The organism is Infirmifilum lucidum (genome assembly GCF_014876775.1).
Taxonomy (GTDB): domain Archaea; phylum Thermoproteota; class Thermoprotei; order Thermofilales; family Thermofilaceae; genus Thermofilum; species Thermofilum lucidum.
In genome coordinates this window covers 618,298-635,612 of the sequence record NZ_CP062310.1, presented here as the reverse complement: position 1 = coordinate 635,612, position 17,315 = coordinate 618,298, and the positions used below count along the sequence as shown (strand labels likewise).

At 53.9% G+C, this 17,315-nt stretch carries 16 protein-coding genes, 2 tRNA genes and 1 pseudogene; 12 read left to right on the top strand and 7 right to left on the bottom strand.

The genetic code is table 11. The annotated features are described in order from the left end of the window. The first annotated feature begins 9 nt into the window (after positions 1-9). Positions 10-1,167: a lycopene cyclase family protein gene (locus tag IG193_RS03530; protein ID WP_192819513.1), complete on the top strand. Its 1,158-nt coding sequence runs from the start codon at positions 10-12 to the stop codon at positions 1,165-1,167. Positions 1,168-1,194: 27 nt separating this feature from the next. Here the strand turns inward: IG193_RS03530 and IG193_RS03525 are convergent, their stop codons facing one another. Next, positions 1,195-1,770 carry an indolepyruvate oxidoreductase subunit beta gene (locus tag IG193_RS03525; RefSeq protein ID WP_192819512.1) on the bottom strand — a complete coding sequence of 192 codons (576 nt, stop codon included), beginning with the start codon at positions 1,768-1,770 and terminating at the stop codon, positions 1,195-1,197. Beyond that, on the bottom strand, positions 1,763-3,634 hold the full coding sequence (iorA, locus tag IG193_RS03520; RefSeq protein WP_218042173.1) for an indolepyruvate ferredoxin oxidoreductase subunit alpha: 1,872 nt from the start codon (positions 3,632-3,634) through the stop codon (positions 1,763-1,765). The genes IG193_RS03525 and iorA overlap by 8 nt, the downstream gene beginning before the upstream one ends. A gap of 35 nt (positions 3,635-3,669) precedes the next feature. Here iorA and IG193_RS03515 point away from each other — a divergent pair, with 35 nt between their 5' ends. Together IG193_RS03515 and IG193_RS03510 are read left to right on the top strand one after the other, a co-directional pair. Beyond that, positions 3,670-4,071 carry a hypothetical protein gene (locus IG193_RS03515; RefSeq protein WP_192819510.1) on the top strand — a complete coding sequence of 134 codons (402 nt, stop codon included), beginning with the start codon at positions 3,670-3,672 and terminating at the stop codon, positions 4,069-4,071. A gap of 15 nt (positions 4,072-4,086) precedes the next feature. Next, the gene (locus IG193_RS03510) at positions 4,087-4,944 is read left to right on the top strand and encodes a hypothetical protein (protein WP_192819509.1); all 858 of its coding nucleotides are present in this window, start codon (positions 4,087-4,089) and stop codon (positions 4,942-4,944) included. 85 nt (positions 4,945-5,029) lie between these two features. Here the strand turns inward: IG193_RS03510 and IG193_RS03505 are convergent. Then, positions 5,030-5,120, bottom strand: a tRNA-Ala gene (locus IG193_RS03505). Between the two features lie 130 nt (positions 5,121-5,250). On the opposite strand from IG193_RS03505, the gene IG193_RS03500 reads away from it, so the two are divergent. Further along, complete coding sequence (locus IG193_RS03500; RefSeq protein WP_192819508.1) at positions 5,251-6,966, top strand: glutamate--tRNA ligase; 1,716 nt, start codon at positions 5,251-5,253, stop codon at positions 6,964-6,966. On the opposite strand, the gene IG193_RS03495 is transcribed toward IG193_RS03500, so the two are convergent. Next, positions 6,963-7,358 (bottom strand): Trm112 family protein, encoded by a 396-nt coding sequence (locus IG193_RS03495; RefSeq protein WP_192819507.1) that lies wholly within the window; start codon positions 7,356-7,358, stop codon positions 6,963-6,965. The genes IG193_RS03500 and IG193_RS03495 overlap by 4 nt on opposite strands. 137 nt (positions 7,359-7,495) lie before the next feature. On the opposite strand from IG193_RS03495, the gene IG193_RS03490 reads away from it, so the two are divergent. Genes IG193_RS03490 through IG193_RS03475 form a run of 4 tightly spaced genes read left to right on the top strand, consistent with a single transcriptional unit; the run spans position 7,496 to position 10,164 of the window. Beyond that, the gene (locus tag IG193_RS03490; RefSeq protein WP_192819506.1) at positions 7,496-8,833 is read left to right on the top strand and encodes a phosphomannomutase/phosphoglucomutase; all 1,338 of its coding nucleotides are present in this window, start codon (positions 7,496-7,498) and stop codon (positions 8,831-8,833) included. Positions 8,834-8,862: 29 nt separating this feature from the next. After that, positions 8,863-9,192: a V-type ATP synthase subunit F gene (locus IG193_RS03485; RefSeq protein WP_192819505.1), complete on the top strand. Its 330-nt coding sequence runs from the start codon at positions 8,863-8,865 to the stop codon at positions 9,190-9,192. Next, positions 9,174-9,524 carry a hypothetical protein gene (locus tag IG193_RS03480; RefSeq protein ID WP_192819504.1) on the top strand — a complete coding sequence of 117 codons (351 nt, stop codon included), beginning with the start codon at positions 9,174-9,176 and terminating at the stop codon, positions 9,522-9,524. Before IG193_RS03485 ends, IG193_RS03480 begins: the two co-directional genes overlap by 19 nt. 4 nt (positions 9,525-9,528) lie before the next feature. Next, positions 9,529-10,164 carry a V-type ATP synthase subunit E gene (locus IG193_RS03475; RefSeq protein ID WP_192819503.1) on the top strand — a complete coding sequence of 212 codons (636 nt, stop codon included), beginning with the start codon at positions 9,529-9,531 and terminating at the stop codon, positions 10,162-10,164. Here IG193_RS03475 and IG193_RS03470 read toward each other — a convergent pair whose 3' ends face one another. Both IG193_RS03470 and IG193_RS03465 read right to left on the bottom strand, forming a co-directional pair. Then, positions 10,165-10,455 (bottom strand): V-type ATP synthase subunit F, encoded by a 291-nt coding sequence (locus tag IG193_RS03470; RefSeq protein WP_192819502.1) that lies wholly within the window; start codon positions 10,453-10,455, stop codon positions 10,165-10,167. It lies immediately after the preceding gene. Between the two features lie 51 nt (positions 10,456-10,506). Then, entirely contained in the window at positions 10,507-11,367 is an 861-nt protein-coding gene (locus tag IG193_RS03465; RefSeq protein ID WP_192819501.1) for a class I SAM-dependent methyltransferase, read from the bottom strand. Positions 11,368-11,402: 35 nt separating this feature from the next. Between IG193_RS03465 and IG193_RS03460 the strand changes: the two genes are divergently transcribed. From IG193_RS03460 to IG193_RS03445, 4 genes and pseudogenes are all read left to right on the top strand, one after another. Beyond that, positions 11,403-12,866: an amidohydrolase gene (locus tag IG193_RS03460; RefSeq protein ID WP_192819500.1), complete on the top strand. Its 1,464-nt coding sequence runs from the start codon at positions 11,403-11,405 to the stop codon at positions 12,864-12,866. 181 nt (positions 12,867-13,047) lie between these two features. Beyond that, positions 13,048-13,137: transfer RNA gene (locus tag IG193_RS03455), tRNA-Ala, on the top strand. Between the two features lie 120 nt (positions 13,138-13,257). Beyond that, positions 13,258-15,180, top strand: a pseudogene (gene acs, locus IG193_RS03450) (acetate--CoA ligase). A gap of 41 nt (positions 15,181-15,221) precedes the next feature. Continuing rightward, positions 15,222-15,479, top strand: coding sequence for a winged helix-turn-helix domain-containing protein (locus IG193_RS03445; RefSeq protein ID WP_192819499.1), 258 nt, complete (start codon positions 15,222-15,224; stop codon positions 15,477-15,479). On the opposite strand, the gene IG193_RS03440 is transcribed toward IG193_RS03445, so the two are convergent. Further along, the gene (locus IG193_RS03440) at positions 15,474-17,081 is read right to left on the bottom strand and encodes a xylulokinase (RefSeq protein WP_192819498.1); all 1,608 of its coding nucleotides are present in this window, start codon (positions 17,079-17,081) and stop codon (positions 15,474-15,476) included. The genes IG193_RS03445 and IG193_RS03440 overlap by 6 nt on opposite strands. Positions 17,082-17,315 lie beyond the last annotated feature (234 nt).

Here is a 17,315-nt window from a genome sequence, read left to right as displayed (position 1 = left end):
TGAGCCTGTATGCAGAGAGACTACGATGTCATAGTACTTGGAGGGGGTTCTGCGGGTCTTCAGTCCGCGAGAAGTATCCTGGAGAAAGCAGGGGGTTTCAGCGTCCTGGTGATCGAGGAGGATAGACGCGTCGGCTTCCCGGAGCACTGCACGGGCCTCGTGAGCTTGAAGGGCGTTAGCACGTTCCTACGTCTAAACCACTGGCAAATAGCCGTGAACTACGTACGCGGGGCTCACATAATGTCGCCTAGCGGCACGCGGGTAACAGTCGAGAAGAAATCGAGTGTAGCTGCCGTAATAAACAGGCCACTCTACGAGCAAAAACTGTACGACATTGTCTCGCGGAGAGCAGACATCCTCCTCGGAGTTAAGGCCACGACAGACGGTAGGAGCGTGAAAGCGGGGTCGAAGCGGCTGGTGGCAAGGTACATTGTCGACGCTAGAGGCCTGAAAAGCCTGTCTTCTAGGCACCCTCAAGCAAGGAGGTGGATCCTGCCTGCTCTACAGTACGACGTTAGGGTCGAGAGCACGGACAGCGAGTATGTCTACATCTTCCTGGGCTCAAAGTTCTCACAGGGTTTCTTTGCATGGGCCGTGCCTTTGGGCGATGACGTGTTCAGGATTGGTCTAGCGTCAGAGAACCTAGTTCTCACGAGGATGAAATATCTCCTCCGGCGCATGGGTGAACTGACCAGGGGGAGTCTGCGGCCCAAGGACGTTAGGAAAGTCATCGGAGGGGCTGTCTACACGGGTGGACTTAGAGAGCACGTCAAGGGAACGGTTCTCTATGTTGGGGACTCGGCTGGGCAGACGAAGCCGACAACAGGGGGCGGCTTGGTGTACCATTCCAGAGCATCTATACTGCTGGCAAAGGCCCTAGAGAGAGGTGAGCCCGAGGCCTATGCTAGAGACGTGAAGAGAACACTAGGGCTGGAAATCTTGGGGCAGCTTGCGCTAAGGAGGATCTTCAATAGAATGTCTGACAGCGAACTGGACTATATGCTGGCGAGCATCAAAGAGATTGAGGGAGAGGAGATAATCTCAACATATGGTGACATGGATACGCAGACTAAAGTTATTCTTCGCGTTGGGATGGAACTCCTAAGGAAGAAACCACTCTTTTACACGAGGCTACTCCTTTCTATTGTCTCTTCTATTATCTCTTGACTCTCGACAGAATTCCTAAAGAAGAAACTACTCCTTTATACTCTGATACCCTAGCCTCAGCGCCTCCATGTTTACTCTCAAGACATCCCCCTTGAAGCGCTTTGAAAGCAGGTTCTCGATATCAGGTATATCCAAGTCCAGTATCTTAGTAGCGAGGGCAGCTCCGAGCATAACCATGTTTACGGCTATCTCCGACCCAGCCTTCAGCGCTAGCTCTCTGGCGTCTACCACGTACGACTTCACGCGTGAGAGATTGCTCAAGAGCTCGCCGCGCGTAGGTATACTCTTAGAGGCTGGAGGAGGCAACAGGAAGTCGTTGACCACGACAGAGCCGTCCCTCTTCAAGAGGGGTAGGCGTCTAACAGTCTCGATTAGCTCAAGCCCTACGATTAGGTCTGCCTCTCCCTGCGTAACTACTGGAGAGACGGCCCCCTCACCATACTTGAGGAAAACAGCTACGGAGCCCCCTCTCTGGGACAACCCGTGAATCTCCCCAACGCTCACGTTGTAGTTTTTAGCCATGAGGGCCTCGCCGAGCACGCTCCCTATCGTGATAAGACCCTGCCCGCCCACACCGGCAATAACAACACTCCTCCTACTCATCTACCTCCACCTCCCGTATAGCTTTAGCCGGGCATATTGTGGCGCACACACCGCACCCAGTACATAGATCAGGGATTATCGTGACCTTTCCGTCTCCCTCCCTAACAATAGCGGGACACGCGAACCTGTCGACACATATCCCGCAGTTAATACACTTCTCCTTCATAACAGTATAGCGCTTTATGCTCTCGCCTCTACGCCTCTTCTCGCGGAGAACCATTAGAGCACAGGGCCTCCTAGAGACTATAACTGCCGGCTCTCCAGCCTCCCTCATGTACTTTATAGCTCTCTCTACGGCGTCCCTCATGGCGATAATATCGTACGCGTCGACGACCTCCACAAATTTGACCCCGGCAGCCCTCGCGACCTCCTCAATCCGTATAGCGGGCTTCTCCTCCCCGAATACTCCGACCCCAGAGCCGGGGTGGGGCTGGTGCCCGGTCATGGCAGTTATCCCGTTATCCATCACGATGACGAGCATGGGTGTCCTGTTATATACTGCGTTTATCAGCGCCGGGATGCCAGCGTGGAAGAACGTTGAGTCCCCTATGAACGCTACGACAGGCTCTTTACTGAACCTGGCAATACCAAGCCCGATCCCGATAGACGAGCCCATACTCCACGTGAAGTCAGCCATCTGGTAGGGCGGGTAGAAGCCTAGAGTGTAGCAACCTATGTCGTTCGCGTATACAGGTTTAACGCGTAGGCGTTGGGCCGCTATCTTCACAGCATAGTATGTAGACCTATGCCCGCAACCGGGGCACAGCACAGGGGGCCTCCTCGGCAGCTCTACAGACGGCATTACTGCAGGAGGGGCCTCGTAGCGGATACCCAGGGCCCTTGAGAGCCCTGCCTTCACGAGCTCCTTGTTCAGCTCGCCGACGCGTGGGAATAGATCTTTGCCGTGGATCTCTGCCTTCATGCCCTCTTCGTAGGCAAGCACCTTCAGCTGCCACTCTAGAACGGGCTCGAGCTCTTCGACTACAATGACCTTGCCATAGGAGAGAGCTTCGAGAGCGAGCTTCCTCGGGAGTGGGTATACTGAGGCGAGCTTGAACACTGAGAGCGCCAAATCAAGCTCCTCCAGCGCCTCCTTGACGTAGTTGTATGCGACTCCAGACGTCACAACTGCAACGTCTCCGTCAACCTTCTCAACGGTGTTAAACCGGAAGGATGAAAGGTGCTCCGACAGCTTATCGAGCTTCACGAGCACATCCCTGTGTTTTGCGAGGTTGTAGGGCGGTAGCAGGGCCCACTTTTCCGGGTCTCTGTGGAATACAGCCTCTCTGTTGGGCCTAACAACTTCGCCGAATACTACCTGAGACCTACTGTGGGCGAGCCTAGTCGTTGTCCTGAGAATGACGCTCATTTGGAACTCCTCGGAGAGGTCAAAGAGCTCTCTGGTTAAGTCCTTGGCTTCCTGTACTGTGGAGGGCTCGAACACGGGTATATTCGCATGTATCCCGTAGATCCGGTTGTCCTGCTCGTTCTGGCTACTGTGGGCATTGGGGTCGTCGGCGCTGACCACGACCAGTCCACCGATTACGCCAGTGTAGCCGAGGCTCATTAAGGGGTCGGAGGCAACGTTTAGCCCGACGTGTTTCATCGCTACAAGCGCTCTCAGCCCCATCATAGACACGCCTATACCTATCTCGAGAGCTACTTTCTCGTTGGTGCTCCACTCCACATAAATTCCGTAGTCTCTCGCAACCTCGGCTATAGCTTCAATGATCTCCGTTGAAGGAGTTCCAGGGTAGGCCGTCGCGGAAGAGATGCCAGCCTCGAGGGCGCCCCTAGCTATAGCCTCGTTCCCCAGTAGAAGTTTTTTCTCCCCCGCGCTTCCAGCGATAATAGCTTTTACCACAATGTTTAAGTCTCGAGCCAGAATTAAACTTATTCGTGCAAACCTCCATAACATTTACCTACCTCCAAGCTGAAAAAATAACAGAACCACCCCCAGGGCCGCTAAACGTTAACATACAGCTAAACTTCCCGATTAACGTTTCATTCTCTGGGAACCAGCTCGCGGCAGAATTCGTTGCCAGCGTTGAGAGTATACCGCCAGTTTTTTCAGTAAAGGTTAAGGGCAGATTCACGGCCTCCGGTGAAGCCCGCGAACTCGAAGAGCTCAACTCGAAGCTCTTAAGAGGCCCTCCCGACCCCCAGTTGCTACAGCTCGTAATGTCGATGACGATGTTCGAGATAATGCTCCTCCTCAAAGAACTGGGAATACCACCAACACTACCTATACCCGTGGCCCCACCGCAGGCCCCGCAATCCGACACCCTTCGCCCACTCTGATCCGGCCGCAGAGCCATGCGCGTGGAGGTCTTTTACGGCGAGGAGTGCCCAAGCGGAACGTTCTCAGTAACCCCCTCAGGCGAACTCCCGCCCTGGACCTATGGGCCGGAGTGGCTCCTCGCGCAGGCCCTAGAACACGACATGCCCCTCCGGAGGCCTGGTAGGCTCGTAACCCTCCTCTTGGACGCTCCAGGACCTCACACAGTATGGAAGGCTGCAGCCGTTGAACCCGATGACTGGTGGGAGATACTCAAGGTAGCAGTCTACACAGGCGAGCCAAGACAGGGACAGAGCGTGCAACTCCTCCCGTTCGCCCCCGCCACCTCTACGCTGTCAGCGATAGGACAGAGGGAGGTGTGCATTCATGCCGAGAGTATTTCCCGCTCCTTTCTCGCCTCCCTCATTCACGCCCTGTCAGCCTCGGGTACAGAACGGCTGGTACTAGCCAACCCCCCGTTCATCACGCAGTGGCAGAGCCTCAAAGCATCCGGGGTAGTGGGCTACTCGCTTTCCAGGAGGGCGCTTCTGCCCAGGGTAATCCAGCTTAGAGCCCTCGCGAGAGCCGACTTCGACGTCGAAAAGGGCGAGTTCTCGGGCGGTAGCCCGATCACCTGTAAATACCCCGAGCGCTCCAAGCAGCCTGACCTTGTGAAGCTTGCCTTCGGTGGGGAGTCGGAGCTAGCGCGGGCAATACTCTCTGAGCTCGAGGCGAGCGGCGGCGTAGTGAGCTACAGGGCATTCATGGATACTTCATCTAGCCTTGACCCCAGGGGCAAGAGCATAGCTAGAAGGCTAATCCTCTACGGCTACGTCGCCCTTAGGCAAGCACAAGTTGAACTCGCAGAAAAAGGCCTCTATGTCCTGCTCTATTAGAGAGCTCCTGCCACGCTAGAACTCGAACGAGCAGCAGAGCCTCCTTTTCATACAATACGGTTATCCAGTTAAAATGTGCAAAAAATGGACCGGCCGGGATTCGAACCCGGGACCTCCGCCATTCTGTGAGCTACTGCCCGTGCCAAGGCGGCATCCTCCCGCTAGACGACCGGCCCTTCAGCGTTATCCATCTATGTACGGGTGGTATTTAAGCGTTCTTTTTGCCCGGCTCTCCTAGGAGTCGTAGTCTGCACCGGTAGGGGGGAAGAAATAAAAGTTGCTGGAGCTGGGGGTGTGTGAAGGGTTATGGAGGTTGACGTCTACAGGATTGCTCTCAAGTACGCCCTCGCCAATGCTGTTAAGTACGGCGGGAAGGCTGACGCGAAAGCTGTTGCGGGTAAGGTGTTTGCCGAGGTGCCCGAGCTCAGGGCACGGGCTAGAGACATACTCGTTGTTGTAAATGATGTTGTTCAGAAAGTCAATTCAATGAGTCTGGATGAGCAAGAAAAAATGCTGAACGAGATATGGCCCGAGGCGCTTACTCGTGAGAGGAAGGAGGAGAGTAAGAGGCTACCCCCATTGCCCGGCGCGGAGGAAGTCGGGGGCGTCGTCGTTACGAGGTTCGCGCCTAACCCCGACTTTGTCTTGCACCTGGGCAGTGCGCGCCCTGCAATCCTGAGCTACTACTACGCCAAGGTAATGTACAAGGGTAGGTTTATTCTACGATTCGAGGACACGGATCCCAAGACAAAAAGACCCATGCTGGAGGCCTACGACCTCATAAGGGAGGATCTGAAGTGGCTGGGTCTAACCTGGGACGAGGAGTACGTCCAGAGCCAGAGGATGGAGATCTACTACGACCACGCTAGGAAGCTAATAGAAGTAGGAGGAGCGTACATGTGCACGCACTCTAGAGACGAGATAAAGAAGTTCCGCGATGCCGGGATACCAGACCCCTGCTCGAAGCTACCCACTGAGGAGCACCTCGAGAGATGGGAGAAAATGCTTAGCGGAGAGTATAGCGAAGAGGGGGCCGTGCTTAGGATCAAAACAGATCCCGCACATCCCAACCCGTCCGTCAGAGACTGGATAGCTTTCCGGATTATAGACACGAAGAGGTACCCTCACCCGTTGGTCGGCGACAAGTACATAGTATGGCCTACGTACAACTTTGCCTGCGCGATAGACGACCACCTCATGGGAGTGACGCATATACTAAGAGGCGAGGAGCATGCAGTGAACACTCTGAAACAAGAGTACATCTACAGGCACTTCGGATGGAAGCCGCCCGTTGGTATTCACTTCGGGAGACTAAATCTAGAGGGGATGGTTCTCAGCAAATCTGTCATTAGGAGGGGCATTGAGAAGGGACTCTACGATGGCTGGGACGATTTAAGGCTTGGAACACTGAGGGCGCTCAGACGCCGGGGGATACTGCCCCAGACAATATGGGATATGGTGTTCGAGGTGGGGATCAAACCCTCGACGGCAACTATAAGCATTGAGAAGATCCACGCTATGAACAAGAAGTACCTCGAGCCCGTCTCGAACAGGTACATGTTTGTTAGAGAGCCTGTCCGCGAGGTTGAGCTTGTAGGGCTGGAGCCCCCCATAACCGCGGAGGTCATAGTACACCCCTCGTATCCCGAGCGCGGCAGGCGCAGAATACACGTCAAAACGCGCCACGTCCTGATAGAGAGTGATGCTGTTGTGGGGAGAGGGGAAGTCAGGTTGATGGGGCTTGGAAACTTCAGAGTACTCGACAACGGTGTAGCTCTGGAATTCATTAACAATGATGTTGGATACGCGAAAGAACATGAGTTGCAGATAGTCCAGTGGGTTCCCAAGGAGGACAACTTCCCGGGGCGCATCCTTAAAGTTGAGGGCAACAGCATACTCACCGTGAGAGGTTTCGGGGAGCCTGCAACGCGGGAGCTCAAAAGGGAGGATAGAATCCAGTTCGTGAGGATAGGTTTCGTCAGGGTGGAAGAACCCGGCCTCTATGTATTCACGCACGACTAGGCCGGCGAGAGGCTCCAGGGCTTACCCTCTTTCACTATCTTCTCCGGTATCTTGTCTTTCACGCTCTCCAGAAACCTTAGGTCGCTCTCCCTCTTCCTCAGATTATCTGGAAGAATTATCGGTATCTCGTCTTTAATCGGCCACCACCTACCGCACTCTGGACAGTAGAGTATTCCGGTCTTTACCTCGAACTTTATGCACTCATCGCAGCCGGGATCGTTGTCCTTAAGCTCCTCGACACGCACCCCTCTAAATGCACAGTAGAGTTCGCAGGCAGGCTTCGTCTTGAATGTAAAGGTTCTCTCGTACCGGACTTTCTCTATAACGTAGAGCTCGAGGGGGAAGTGCTTGTCGTATGGGCATGCCAAGAGATCCATTAAGCGGAACTTCATACTGCCCCTTGTGGAATCCACAGTTCTCTATATAGGTATTTCGATTAGGGTCTAGCTATGGCACGCACTCTAAGTAGGAACACGGGCAACTGCTGTAGCACGGAAATGGTTATTAAACAGGCGGGGAAGTTCTGAGTGTGGTGCTTCCCGCGAACATATTCAGAGCTTACGACATTAGAGGGGTGTACGGCAAGGATCTCACGCCTGACGTTGTTGCTGTAATTGGCGGTGCTCTCTCAAACTTTGAGCACGGGGACTACTGTGTCTGCCACGACACTAGGTTTAGCTCTCCAGTACTGGCGAGAGCCCTTGCAAGCGGTCTTGCGGGAGCGGGTTCAGACGTCGTGGACTCTGGGGCAGGGCCTATTGGGATGGCGATTTACGCCTCGAAGCACTTAAACTACCATGTTGCCTACATCACTGCCTCTCATTTGCCCCCGGAGTGGAACGGCATAAAGTTGTTCAGGCCGGGCGGGGAGCCTATATGTCTGGGGGACATCGAGAGGATAAGGAGCATAGCGGAGAGGGGGGTGTCCTGGGCTAGCGTAGGGAGTTCTGGGACTCTGCGCGTGAGGGAGGTACTTCCAGAGTACTTCGACTTCCTACACAGTATTGGTAAGCATTCCGGAGGTCTTAGAGTCCTGGTCGATTGTGGGAACGGCGCTACATCCATGGTTGTCCCGAAGCTTCTGAGGGATCTCGGTTACCAAGTCTTTACAGTGAACTGTGACGTAGACCCGCGCTTTCCAGTCAGGGGAAGCGAGCCCACGCTCGAGAACACTATGTACATGTCGTCCCTAGTTAGGGAGTTCAAGGCCGACTTAGGCGTTTCCTTCGACGGTGACGGTGACAGGGTGATCTTTTTTGATGAGACGGGGTCGCCATTAACCCCCGAGCAGGCAGCTATCGTGATGCTTCATTCATTGGGTAAGGCGGAAGTAGCGGTAAACGTGGAGTGCTCGAGTATAGTTGATAGAGCTGTGGCGGAAATGGGCGGAAGGGTGGTCAGAGTGCCCGTAGGCAGAATTTTCATGATTCTCGATGCAGTAAAATCCGGAGCAGAGCTCGGAGTAGAGAGTAGCGGCCACTTCGTAACGTATAGGGGCGTGAACCTCGACGATGGGATAGTCTCGTTGCTCTTTATGCTTGAGGCTGTCGAGAAACTTGGCGGCCCTCTCTCAAAGTATCGTGTGCCTATGCCTCCCGTAAAGAAAGTGAAACTCGAAGTGCCTGATGAGGAGAAATTCAGAATTGTTGATGCTTTGAAGTCAAAGTACACTGCAGAGTACGACAGGGTTACGACGATAGACGGTGTGCGCGTAGACGTGGATCGCGGCTGGTTCCTGGTTAGAGCGTCAAACACTGAGCCGGTCATAAGGATAACAATTGAAGCTGAAAACGCTGAGGAGCTTGCAAACCTCGAGAGAAAAGTCTTACGCGACATCAGCGAGTTGTTAAAACGAAAAAATAAATAACTCGTATTAACAAGACTCTGGGGTTTTGGGTGAGTGTTGTTGCAATAGGTGCGACGGAGACTGTTGACCCCCTAAGGCTCCTGGGCTTCGAAATAGTTAAAGTGAGCGGTAAACCTAGCCCAGACGAAATCGAGGCCATCGTGTCAAAAATCCTGGAAAACAGGGTTGCGCTGGTTGAAGGTGAGATCTACTCGTACGTGAAAGACCGATTAAGCCAGGTAATGGCGGTCATGAAGGAGCCACCCCTAGTTGTAGTTATACCATCATCCGAGGAAGTGTCTACAAACCGGCTGGAAGAGTTATATAATAAGCTCTCATTAGCTGTAGGGGTGAGGCTGAAATGGGTCAAGAAGGAGTGAGCAGGGCCTTAGCGATTAGAGACGAGATCGACATCAGAATCATCTTGGAGGAGCAGAGAAAAGCTGAGGCTAGGATAGCTGAAGCAAAGAAACTCGCCGAGGAGATTATCTCTAGAGCCCGGGAACAGGCTAAGTCTCTACTTGCAGGTGCACAGGACGCGACACTGGACGATAACATAAAGAGCCTGCTGGAAGAGGAACAGCTCAAGGTGCGTGAGAGTCTAGAGGCTTTCGAGAAGCAGGAGCGCGAGAAACTGGAGCTGGTAAAGACTGCTCTCCTGGAAAATGAACGTGAGATCTGGAAAGCGCTACTCGAAGCTTTAATCGGGTGATACCATGAGTGCGAGTAAAAGCCTAATGGAGGTCATCATCGAGGAGCTTAGGACAGCGGCAGAAGAGGAGTACCGCAGGATTCTGAAGGAGGCAGAAGAGCAGGCACAGAAGATAGTTCAGGAGGCTACGCTTAAGGCCGATGAGATAAGAGCTCAGAGGGTCAAACAGCTAGTTGCCGAGGCACGCCAGAAAGCGGAGGGCGAGCTGGCGCCTAAAAGGCTCGAGATTAGGCGTAAGTACATGGCGGAGAGGTATAACTACGTCCTCAACTTTCTCGAGGACATTCTAGCCAGGGTAGTGCGCGAAGTGAAGCAGAATCCCGAGTACTACACTTCCTTCATATCTAAGAGATTAGAGGAGGCTGTACGGGACATGCAGTCGTCCAGCCTAATAGTCCACCCGTGCCTCGGCGACTCCTCAAACGTAGAGCGGATCATAAAGGAGAGAGCCGCTGCCCTCTCGAAACTTAAGCCAAACTTGGAGGTGACTCTAGGAGAAGAGATAGAGTGCAATGGAGGCATCCTCGTAGTATCCAGCGACGGGAAGGAGTACTATAACGGCACCATCGAAGCTAAACTAGCCGAAGTGCGAGAAAGAGTCTTCCCAGAGCTCCTGAACAGGATCCTCCGAAGAGTATAACTAGGAATTTACTGGCCTCGGCACTCTGTTTGTCTCCAGCTCTACGATCGCTGGGAAAGGATTCCTATACTTGATTTCTGCCAGTTTACTCTTGCCTATCTGGCTAACCAGAACGTCGTCCACGAGGAGCAGGTCTACATCTCTCCTCTTCACAACTTCCTCTATTACTCTAAGTGCCTCTTGAGGCCCCGCGACAACGTACACTTTGTCGACTCCGCTCCCAGCAATTGCCCCCTCCAGATCCTCTAACACCACTGCGCCTATCCTCAGCCTCATACCCGCTTTAAACACACGTTCACCTTTTTTCAACAAGCTAGTGCTTGCTCCGACTCCTTGTCGCCTTTATAAGCTTTTGCTATGAACCTTAACGTCGAAGGCCAGCTTGTAGACCCTGGGCGCGTAGGGCGATACTATACGCGCCTCCAGCAGTTCTGCCTCGAACCCATGCTCTTCTGCTGCACGCCTGACAAGCTCGAAGCCCCTCTTAAATAAGTCGTCTTCGCGATCCCAGAAGTAGAAGTGTAGCACGCCACCCTTTTTCTTGAAGCAAGTGAAGGCTTCGTGAAGGTACATATAAGCTCCCTTGGGTAGAGGCATCACGACCCTGTCAGCTTTCTCCGCAAACTTCGGCGCCTCTTCTCGGACATCACCGAGTATAGGAACCACCTTCTCCTCGAGCTTGTTGAGCCGGACATTCTCCACCATGTAGCGGTACGCTATTGGGTTAATTTCAATGGCAATTACCTTCTCGACGAGGGGCTGTCTCCTCGCTATAGCTATGGCGAATGGCCCCACTCCCGCAAACATTACGATGACAAACTCGCCGGGTTGAACTTTGCTTGCAACCCTCTGCCTCTCGGTAGCTTCGCGAGGCGAGAAGTACACTCTCGTGACATCAAGCTTAAGGAGGTAACCGTGCTCTCTGTGTAAGACTTCCCCGACTTCTTCCCCGCCTATCAGCTCCAGCTCCCTCAACCTATACTCCCCCTCTCTTCCACCAACCTTCCTATACACAGCTCTGACGTTCTTGTGTAGCTCCATTATCTTCTCTGCAATAATCCCCTTGTACGGCTCAAGCGCCTCGTGCATCTCCACGACCGCAACGGCGCCCTCCCTGGAGCCTATGATGTCGAAGCTCGACGGGACGAGCCTTAACAGGTCTTCCGGTAGGGTGCCCTTCAGCAACTCTCTCAGAGACGGCACAGTCTTAATTAACCGCGACCTAAAATATCCTTATTGTGCGCATAGCTCTGGTTAACGTCCACTATCCCCTTGACGAGGACGTCGATAGTATTGTCTTCTCAATGGGCAAGGGAGTCATATACGCTGGCAGAGAGGAGGGGGTTAGAAGGTTTGAACCAGAAGAGGTGCTCGACGTTGACCAGAGAGTAGTAATACCAGGGCTGGAGGACGCGCACATGCACCTCTATTCCACGGCTCTTAGCTTCGGCAGGCTCGACCTGAGGAACGTGCAGTCAATAGAGGATTTGAAGGAGAAAGTCAGGGTAGCTGTATCCTCCGCGGGCAGCGGAGAGTGGATCATCGGTAGGGGCTGGGATCAGGACAAGATGGAGGAAAAGCGCTACCCCACGCGCTACGACATCGACGAGGTCGCCCCTAATAACCCGGTCATACTGGTAAGAGTGTGCGGGCACGCCGCCGTGCTCAATACAAGGGCTCTCGAGGCTCTCGGTTTGCTCGAGGCGAGGAGCGAGGAGGAGAAATTTATCCAAGTCGAGGACGGGAAGCCTACAGGGGTTGTCTTTGAGGAGCTGGTCAGCTACGCTTTATCCAGGGTTCCCGACCCTCCCCTAGAGCGGGTTAAAAAGCTGGCGAAAAAATTGCTCCAGGAGTACCTCTCTTACGGGGTAGTGTCGCTCCACTCGATGTCCGTCTCGCGGGTCGAACTCGAGGTGGTAAAAAGTCTCCAGGATAGTGGAGAATTTATCCAGGAGTACAGAGCGTACGTAGACTACAGCTCTTTTCTCGAAGGAGTACACAGGGAGTTCCCTAGCCTAGTCGCGGGAGTGAAAATCTTCGCTGATGGAAGCTTTGGTGCCGGAACCGCGGCTCTGAGGGAGCGTTACAGTGACAGCGAGACCACCGGCAACCTTCTGCTGGACTCCGGCAAAATAGTGACGGTAGCCTCGAATGCCATTAGAGAGGGCCTAGAAGTGGCTGTTCACGCTATAGGAGACCGGGCCTTGGAGGAGGTTCTCGGGGCGGCAAGCAGGATCGGGGGCAAGCTACGGATAGAACACGCTTCTCTAACCCCTCCAGACATCCTCGAGACTATAGCGGAGTTGAAGCCAAGGGTCTCCGTACAACCCCACTTCATACTAAGTGACACGTGGATTGCTGACAGGCTAGGCGACAGGACAAAGTGGGTTTACGCCTACAGATCCCTACTCGCAACAGGAGCTGGCGTCTTGGCGTCATCAGACTCCCCCGTAGAGCCGATAAACCCGTGGCTCGGGATATACGCGGCTCTAAACCGCGGCAAACCTGAAGGGCTACCCATATATAGGTACACGTGGTATGAGAGCCTTAACTTCCGAGAGGCATTAACAATCTACTCGGCGAGCACAAAGCAAAGATCTCTCGTCGTGCTCAATGTAAGGGACTTACCCCACTCGAGAGAGGAGTTCCAGAGGGTGAGAGCTGAGAAAATACTACTCGTGGACAAGGTCGTAAGCCTGTAGCGTCACGGCCCCCAACACGCTGACGTCTCGTGTTTACCCTCTCCGGGGTTATGTACGAGGAATAGGGGTTAACGGCGTCAGAAAAGACCAATGAGCTCACCGGTCGCCCTGACGTGCACTCATCATCCAGAATTCTCCTGAGAAAAGGATAAATAAGTTTACCTGGTTAAGGTGCAAGGGAGGGCCGGTCGTCTAGCGGGAGGATGTCGCCCTTGCAAGGCTGAAAGCCTGAGAGCGGCGGAGGTCCCGGGTTCGAATCCCGGCCGGTCCATAATCTTTTATTTAAATCAAACTTCGTAGAGGGAGATCTCTCACATCTGTCATGATAGATTCTGATGTATACGCGGAAATTTACTTCAATTACTGTCTAAGCGGTGTTCTGCGATAGACGATGGGAGTACTACCAGTCGAGCAGAAGAGAATCCTCACTACTAGGCTCGAAGAGCTGAGGAGGAGGGCCCTAGAAGACCCCGAGGGCTTCTGGGACGAGCATGCCCGTGCCCTTGAATGGTTTAAAATATGGGACAAAGTGCTCGACGATTCCCAGAAGCCGTTCTATAGGTGGTTTGTGGGAGGCAGGATTAATGCCAGCTACAACGCGCTGGACAGGCACGTCAAGACCTGGAGGAAGAATAAAGTCGCACTAATATGGGAGGGTGAGGACGGCGAAGTCAGGAAGTACACTTACAGAGACCTCTATGTAGAGGTAAACCGGGTAGCCGCCCTGCTCAAGAATTTCGGGGTGAAGCCGGGCGACAGGATAGCCCTCTACCTTCCCATGATCCCTGAGCTACCGATATTCATGCTTGCGGCTGCCAGAATTGGCGCTGTACACACAGTTGTGTTCTCTGGCTTTAGCAGCGACTCGCTCGCCAAGCGGATCAACGACTCTAAGGCAAAGCTCCTAGTCACGGCAGACGGCGGTTACAGGCGGGGGAAGGTCGTCCCACTAAAGGAGATCGCCGACAAGGCACTAGAGCAAGTTTTCTCAGTTGAGAACGTCATTGTAGTAAAGCGTACAGGAGTAAACGTGAACATGGTTGAGGGGAGAGACTTCTGGTTCCACACTCTGATGGAAGGCATAGGCAGGAACACGTACGTAGAACCTGAGAAGCTCGACGCCAACCACCCCCTCTTCATACTCTACACTTCCGGCACTACGGGAACACCCAAGGGGATCTACCACAGCACAGGCGGGTACCTAGTCTGGGTCTACTGGACGCTGAAGTGGGCCTTCAACCCGAATGACGAGGGCATCTGGTGGTGCACTGCAGACATAGGCTGGATTACAGGCCACAGCTATGTGGTCTATGGGCCACTTATGCACGGCCTAACCACCGTGATGTATTAGGGCGCGCTTGACTACCCCTCTCCCGATAGGACGTGGAGCGTAATCGAGAAACACGGCGTCACGGCATTCTACACTTCTCCAACTGCTATTCGGATGTTCATGCGCTACGGGAGCCACTGGGCCGAGATGCACGACCTATCGTCGTTGAGGATCCTCGGGAGCGTTGGAGAGCCCATAAACCCTGAAGCCTGGGAGTGGTACTTCAAGGTCATAGGCAGGGGGAAGTGCCCGGTAATCGACACTTGGTGGCAAACAGAAACTGGAGGCTTCATGATAGCCCCAGCCGCGGGGATAGATCTCGTACCGTTGAAGCCAGGCTCTGCCACTCTACCGCTGCCCGGCGTCGACGCGGAAGTTTTTAACGAGGAAGGCGCGCCTGCGCCCCCAAACATCCAAGGCTACCTCGTCATCAAAAGGCCTTGGCCCGGCATGCTCCTCGGCGTGTGGGGAGACCCTAAGCGCTACATCGACACGTACTGGAGCAAGTTCCTGGGTTGTTACTATCCAGGCGACTATGCCATGAGAGACGAAGATGGCTACTTCTGGATTCTCGGCAGGGCTGACGAAGTCCTGAAAGTTGCAGCCCACAGGATAGGAACTATGGAACTGGAAAGCGCCCTAGTATCGCACCCAGCAGTAGCTGAAGCAGCTGTAGTCGGGAAGCCTGATCCGATTAAGGGGGAAGTTCCTGCAGCATTCGTCGTTCTACGGGACGGCTTTACTCCTAGTACCAGGCTAGAGGAGGAGCTCGCGAACCATATCGCGGAGACTATAGGCCCGATAGCCAAGCCTGCTAACATCTTCTTCGTGAAGAAGCTTCCAAAGACGCGGAGCGGCAAGATTATGAGAAGGGTCATAAAAGCAATAGTCAAGGGGGAACAAGAACTAGGTGACCTTACGACCATAGAGGATCCGACAGCTATAGATGAGATAAAGAGTGCTATAGGTAACTCCAGAATCTAAAGTTATTTTACCCCTCGCGCTTACTTTTCTGTAGTCGTGTAATGCGCTTAGATATCATAGTCTTGGCCCGAATACTCGACGCGCTATACAATGAGGGTAGAATGAGGAAGACACACCTCCAAATGGCAAGCAGGCTTAACTACCCAGCCTTTATGAGGTACCTGGAGTGGCTTGAGGAGAAAAAACTAGTGAGGGTTGTAGAGGACAGGGACGGCGAGTACGTGGAGTTGACGCAGAGGGGTAGGGAGAGTTACGAGAGAGTGGTTCTCTGGCTCAAGGAGTACATCGGGCGCCTATGACTCAAGTTTGAATAAGAGGTGGACGAGCCTGTCGATGTCCCAGGCTGGCGCTGTCGTGGGGACGTCTGATATCTGGGAGACCTCCTTGAAATACTCATTTAAGGTCTCGGCTAGTCTCTCGTAGAGCGAGTAATACCGGTTGTATACCTCGACGAGTCTCTTTTCGGGTTTTATCCTGGCCCTCTCTCTGAAGAACACCTTTACCGCCTCGCTGTACTCGCTGACAGCTCCGCTCGAAACAGCCACTAACACCGCATCACCACCTAGAGCTGCGTCGAGCAACCCTGGGAGCACAACCTCCACGCCTGTGACGTTCGCCTTAATCCTAGCCCATGTCGGCGACTTTGCTCCACCACCAATCAATACAAGCTCAGAGGGCCTTATGCCGACTTCGCCAATCACCTCCAGTATCTTTCTGATCTCGTACGCGACCCCCTCCATCAGGGCTCTGAAGATGTGGGCTCGCGTGTGGAACACTGTTAGCCCAAAGACAACCCCCCTAGCGTAGGGGTTCCACCTTGGACTCCTCGCACCCGAGAAGAAGGGCAGGACTATCAACCCATTGGAGCCCGGCGGGACGTATTCAGCCTCCATGTCAAGGTACTCGTATGCTCTACGCTTCGTCGAGGAGGCTAGGAGGTTGACGCTTTCAGCAAGCTGATCCCTGAACCAGCGCAGGATGGCGCCTGCTGTAGACATTCCCGCCTCTAGGGCCCAGGTGTTCGGGATAGGCCCAACCCCGACGGAGAATCTCATCTTAGGGTCAAGTAGGGGCTCACTCAGCAGTGTAGCTGTAGTGGATCCAGTTCCGGTGGACTCCTCGACGCGCTCGGATGAGAGTATGCCAGCACCCAGTATCTCTGCTGTCCTGTCGCCGGTGCCGGCTAACACTGGTGTCCCAGCTTTCAGGCCTGTAGTCGAGGAGGCTTCAGGTGTTACTTCTCCGGCGACTTCCCAGCTCGGGAGAGACTCTGGCAGGATGCCGGCATAATCCTCTAGCCCGAGCTCGCTTATTAACTCGTAGTCCCAGCTCCTGGTGTTAATGTTGAAGAGCATGGTGCGGGAGGCGACGCTGTGGTCGGTCACGGCCCTATTCGTTAGCTTGAATATTACGTAGTCTTTCGGTTGTAGCCCCACCCTTGCCCTCTTCAAGAGTTCTGGCTGATTCTCTTTGAACCATAAAAGCTTCGTCGCAGTAAACGTTGCGTCTGCGACGAGCCCAGTTCTCCTATATATCTCCTGTAGGCCGATTTTCTCCTTTATTCCTTCAGCCTGCGGGGTGCTCCTCCTGTCCATCCATATCGGTACACGCCCCAGGCTACGTCCCTCGGAATCCAGGAACGCCATTGTCTCTCTCTGGCTACTTATGCATATGCCTAGAATTTGACCTGGCTCGGCCCTCGACTTCCTAAGGACACTCCTGACAACCTGGACGGTAGTGTTCCACCAATCCTCGGGATCCTGCTCTGCCCATCCAGGGCGTGGGTAGTAGGTGGGGTATTCCTGTCCTTCGAGTGCAAGGATCCTCCCGTCCGTGTTGAAAATGGCGGACTTCACTGTCGTCGTACCGATGTCTACGGCGAGGATAAACTCCTCATCCATACCTGTGAAACTCGTTTTACAGAGAGATAAAGAATGGTTACTACACAGAGTTATTCTGCGGGAGCCCACCTCTAGAAAAGCCTTCGCTTATTGTTTTTCGAGCGTTTTGAAGTGACCCCCTATACCCAGCCACCAGATCTCTTCCTTAAGTCCACCGTGTCCAGCCTTCATACGTGCCCTGTGCAAGCCGTTTTCCCACGGGGCTACTTCTGGCCGGAATTCAACCCAGCTCCT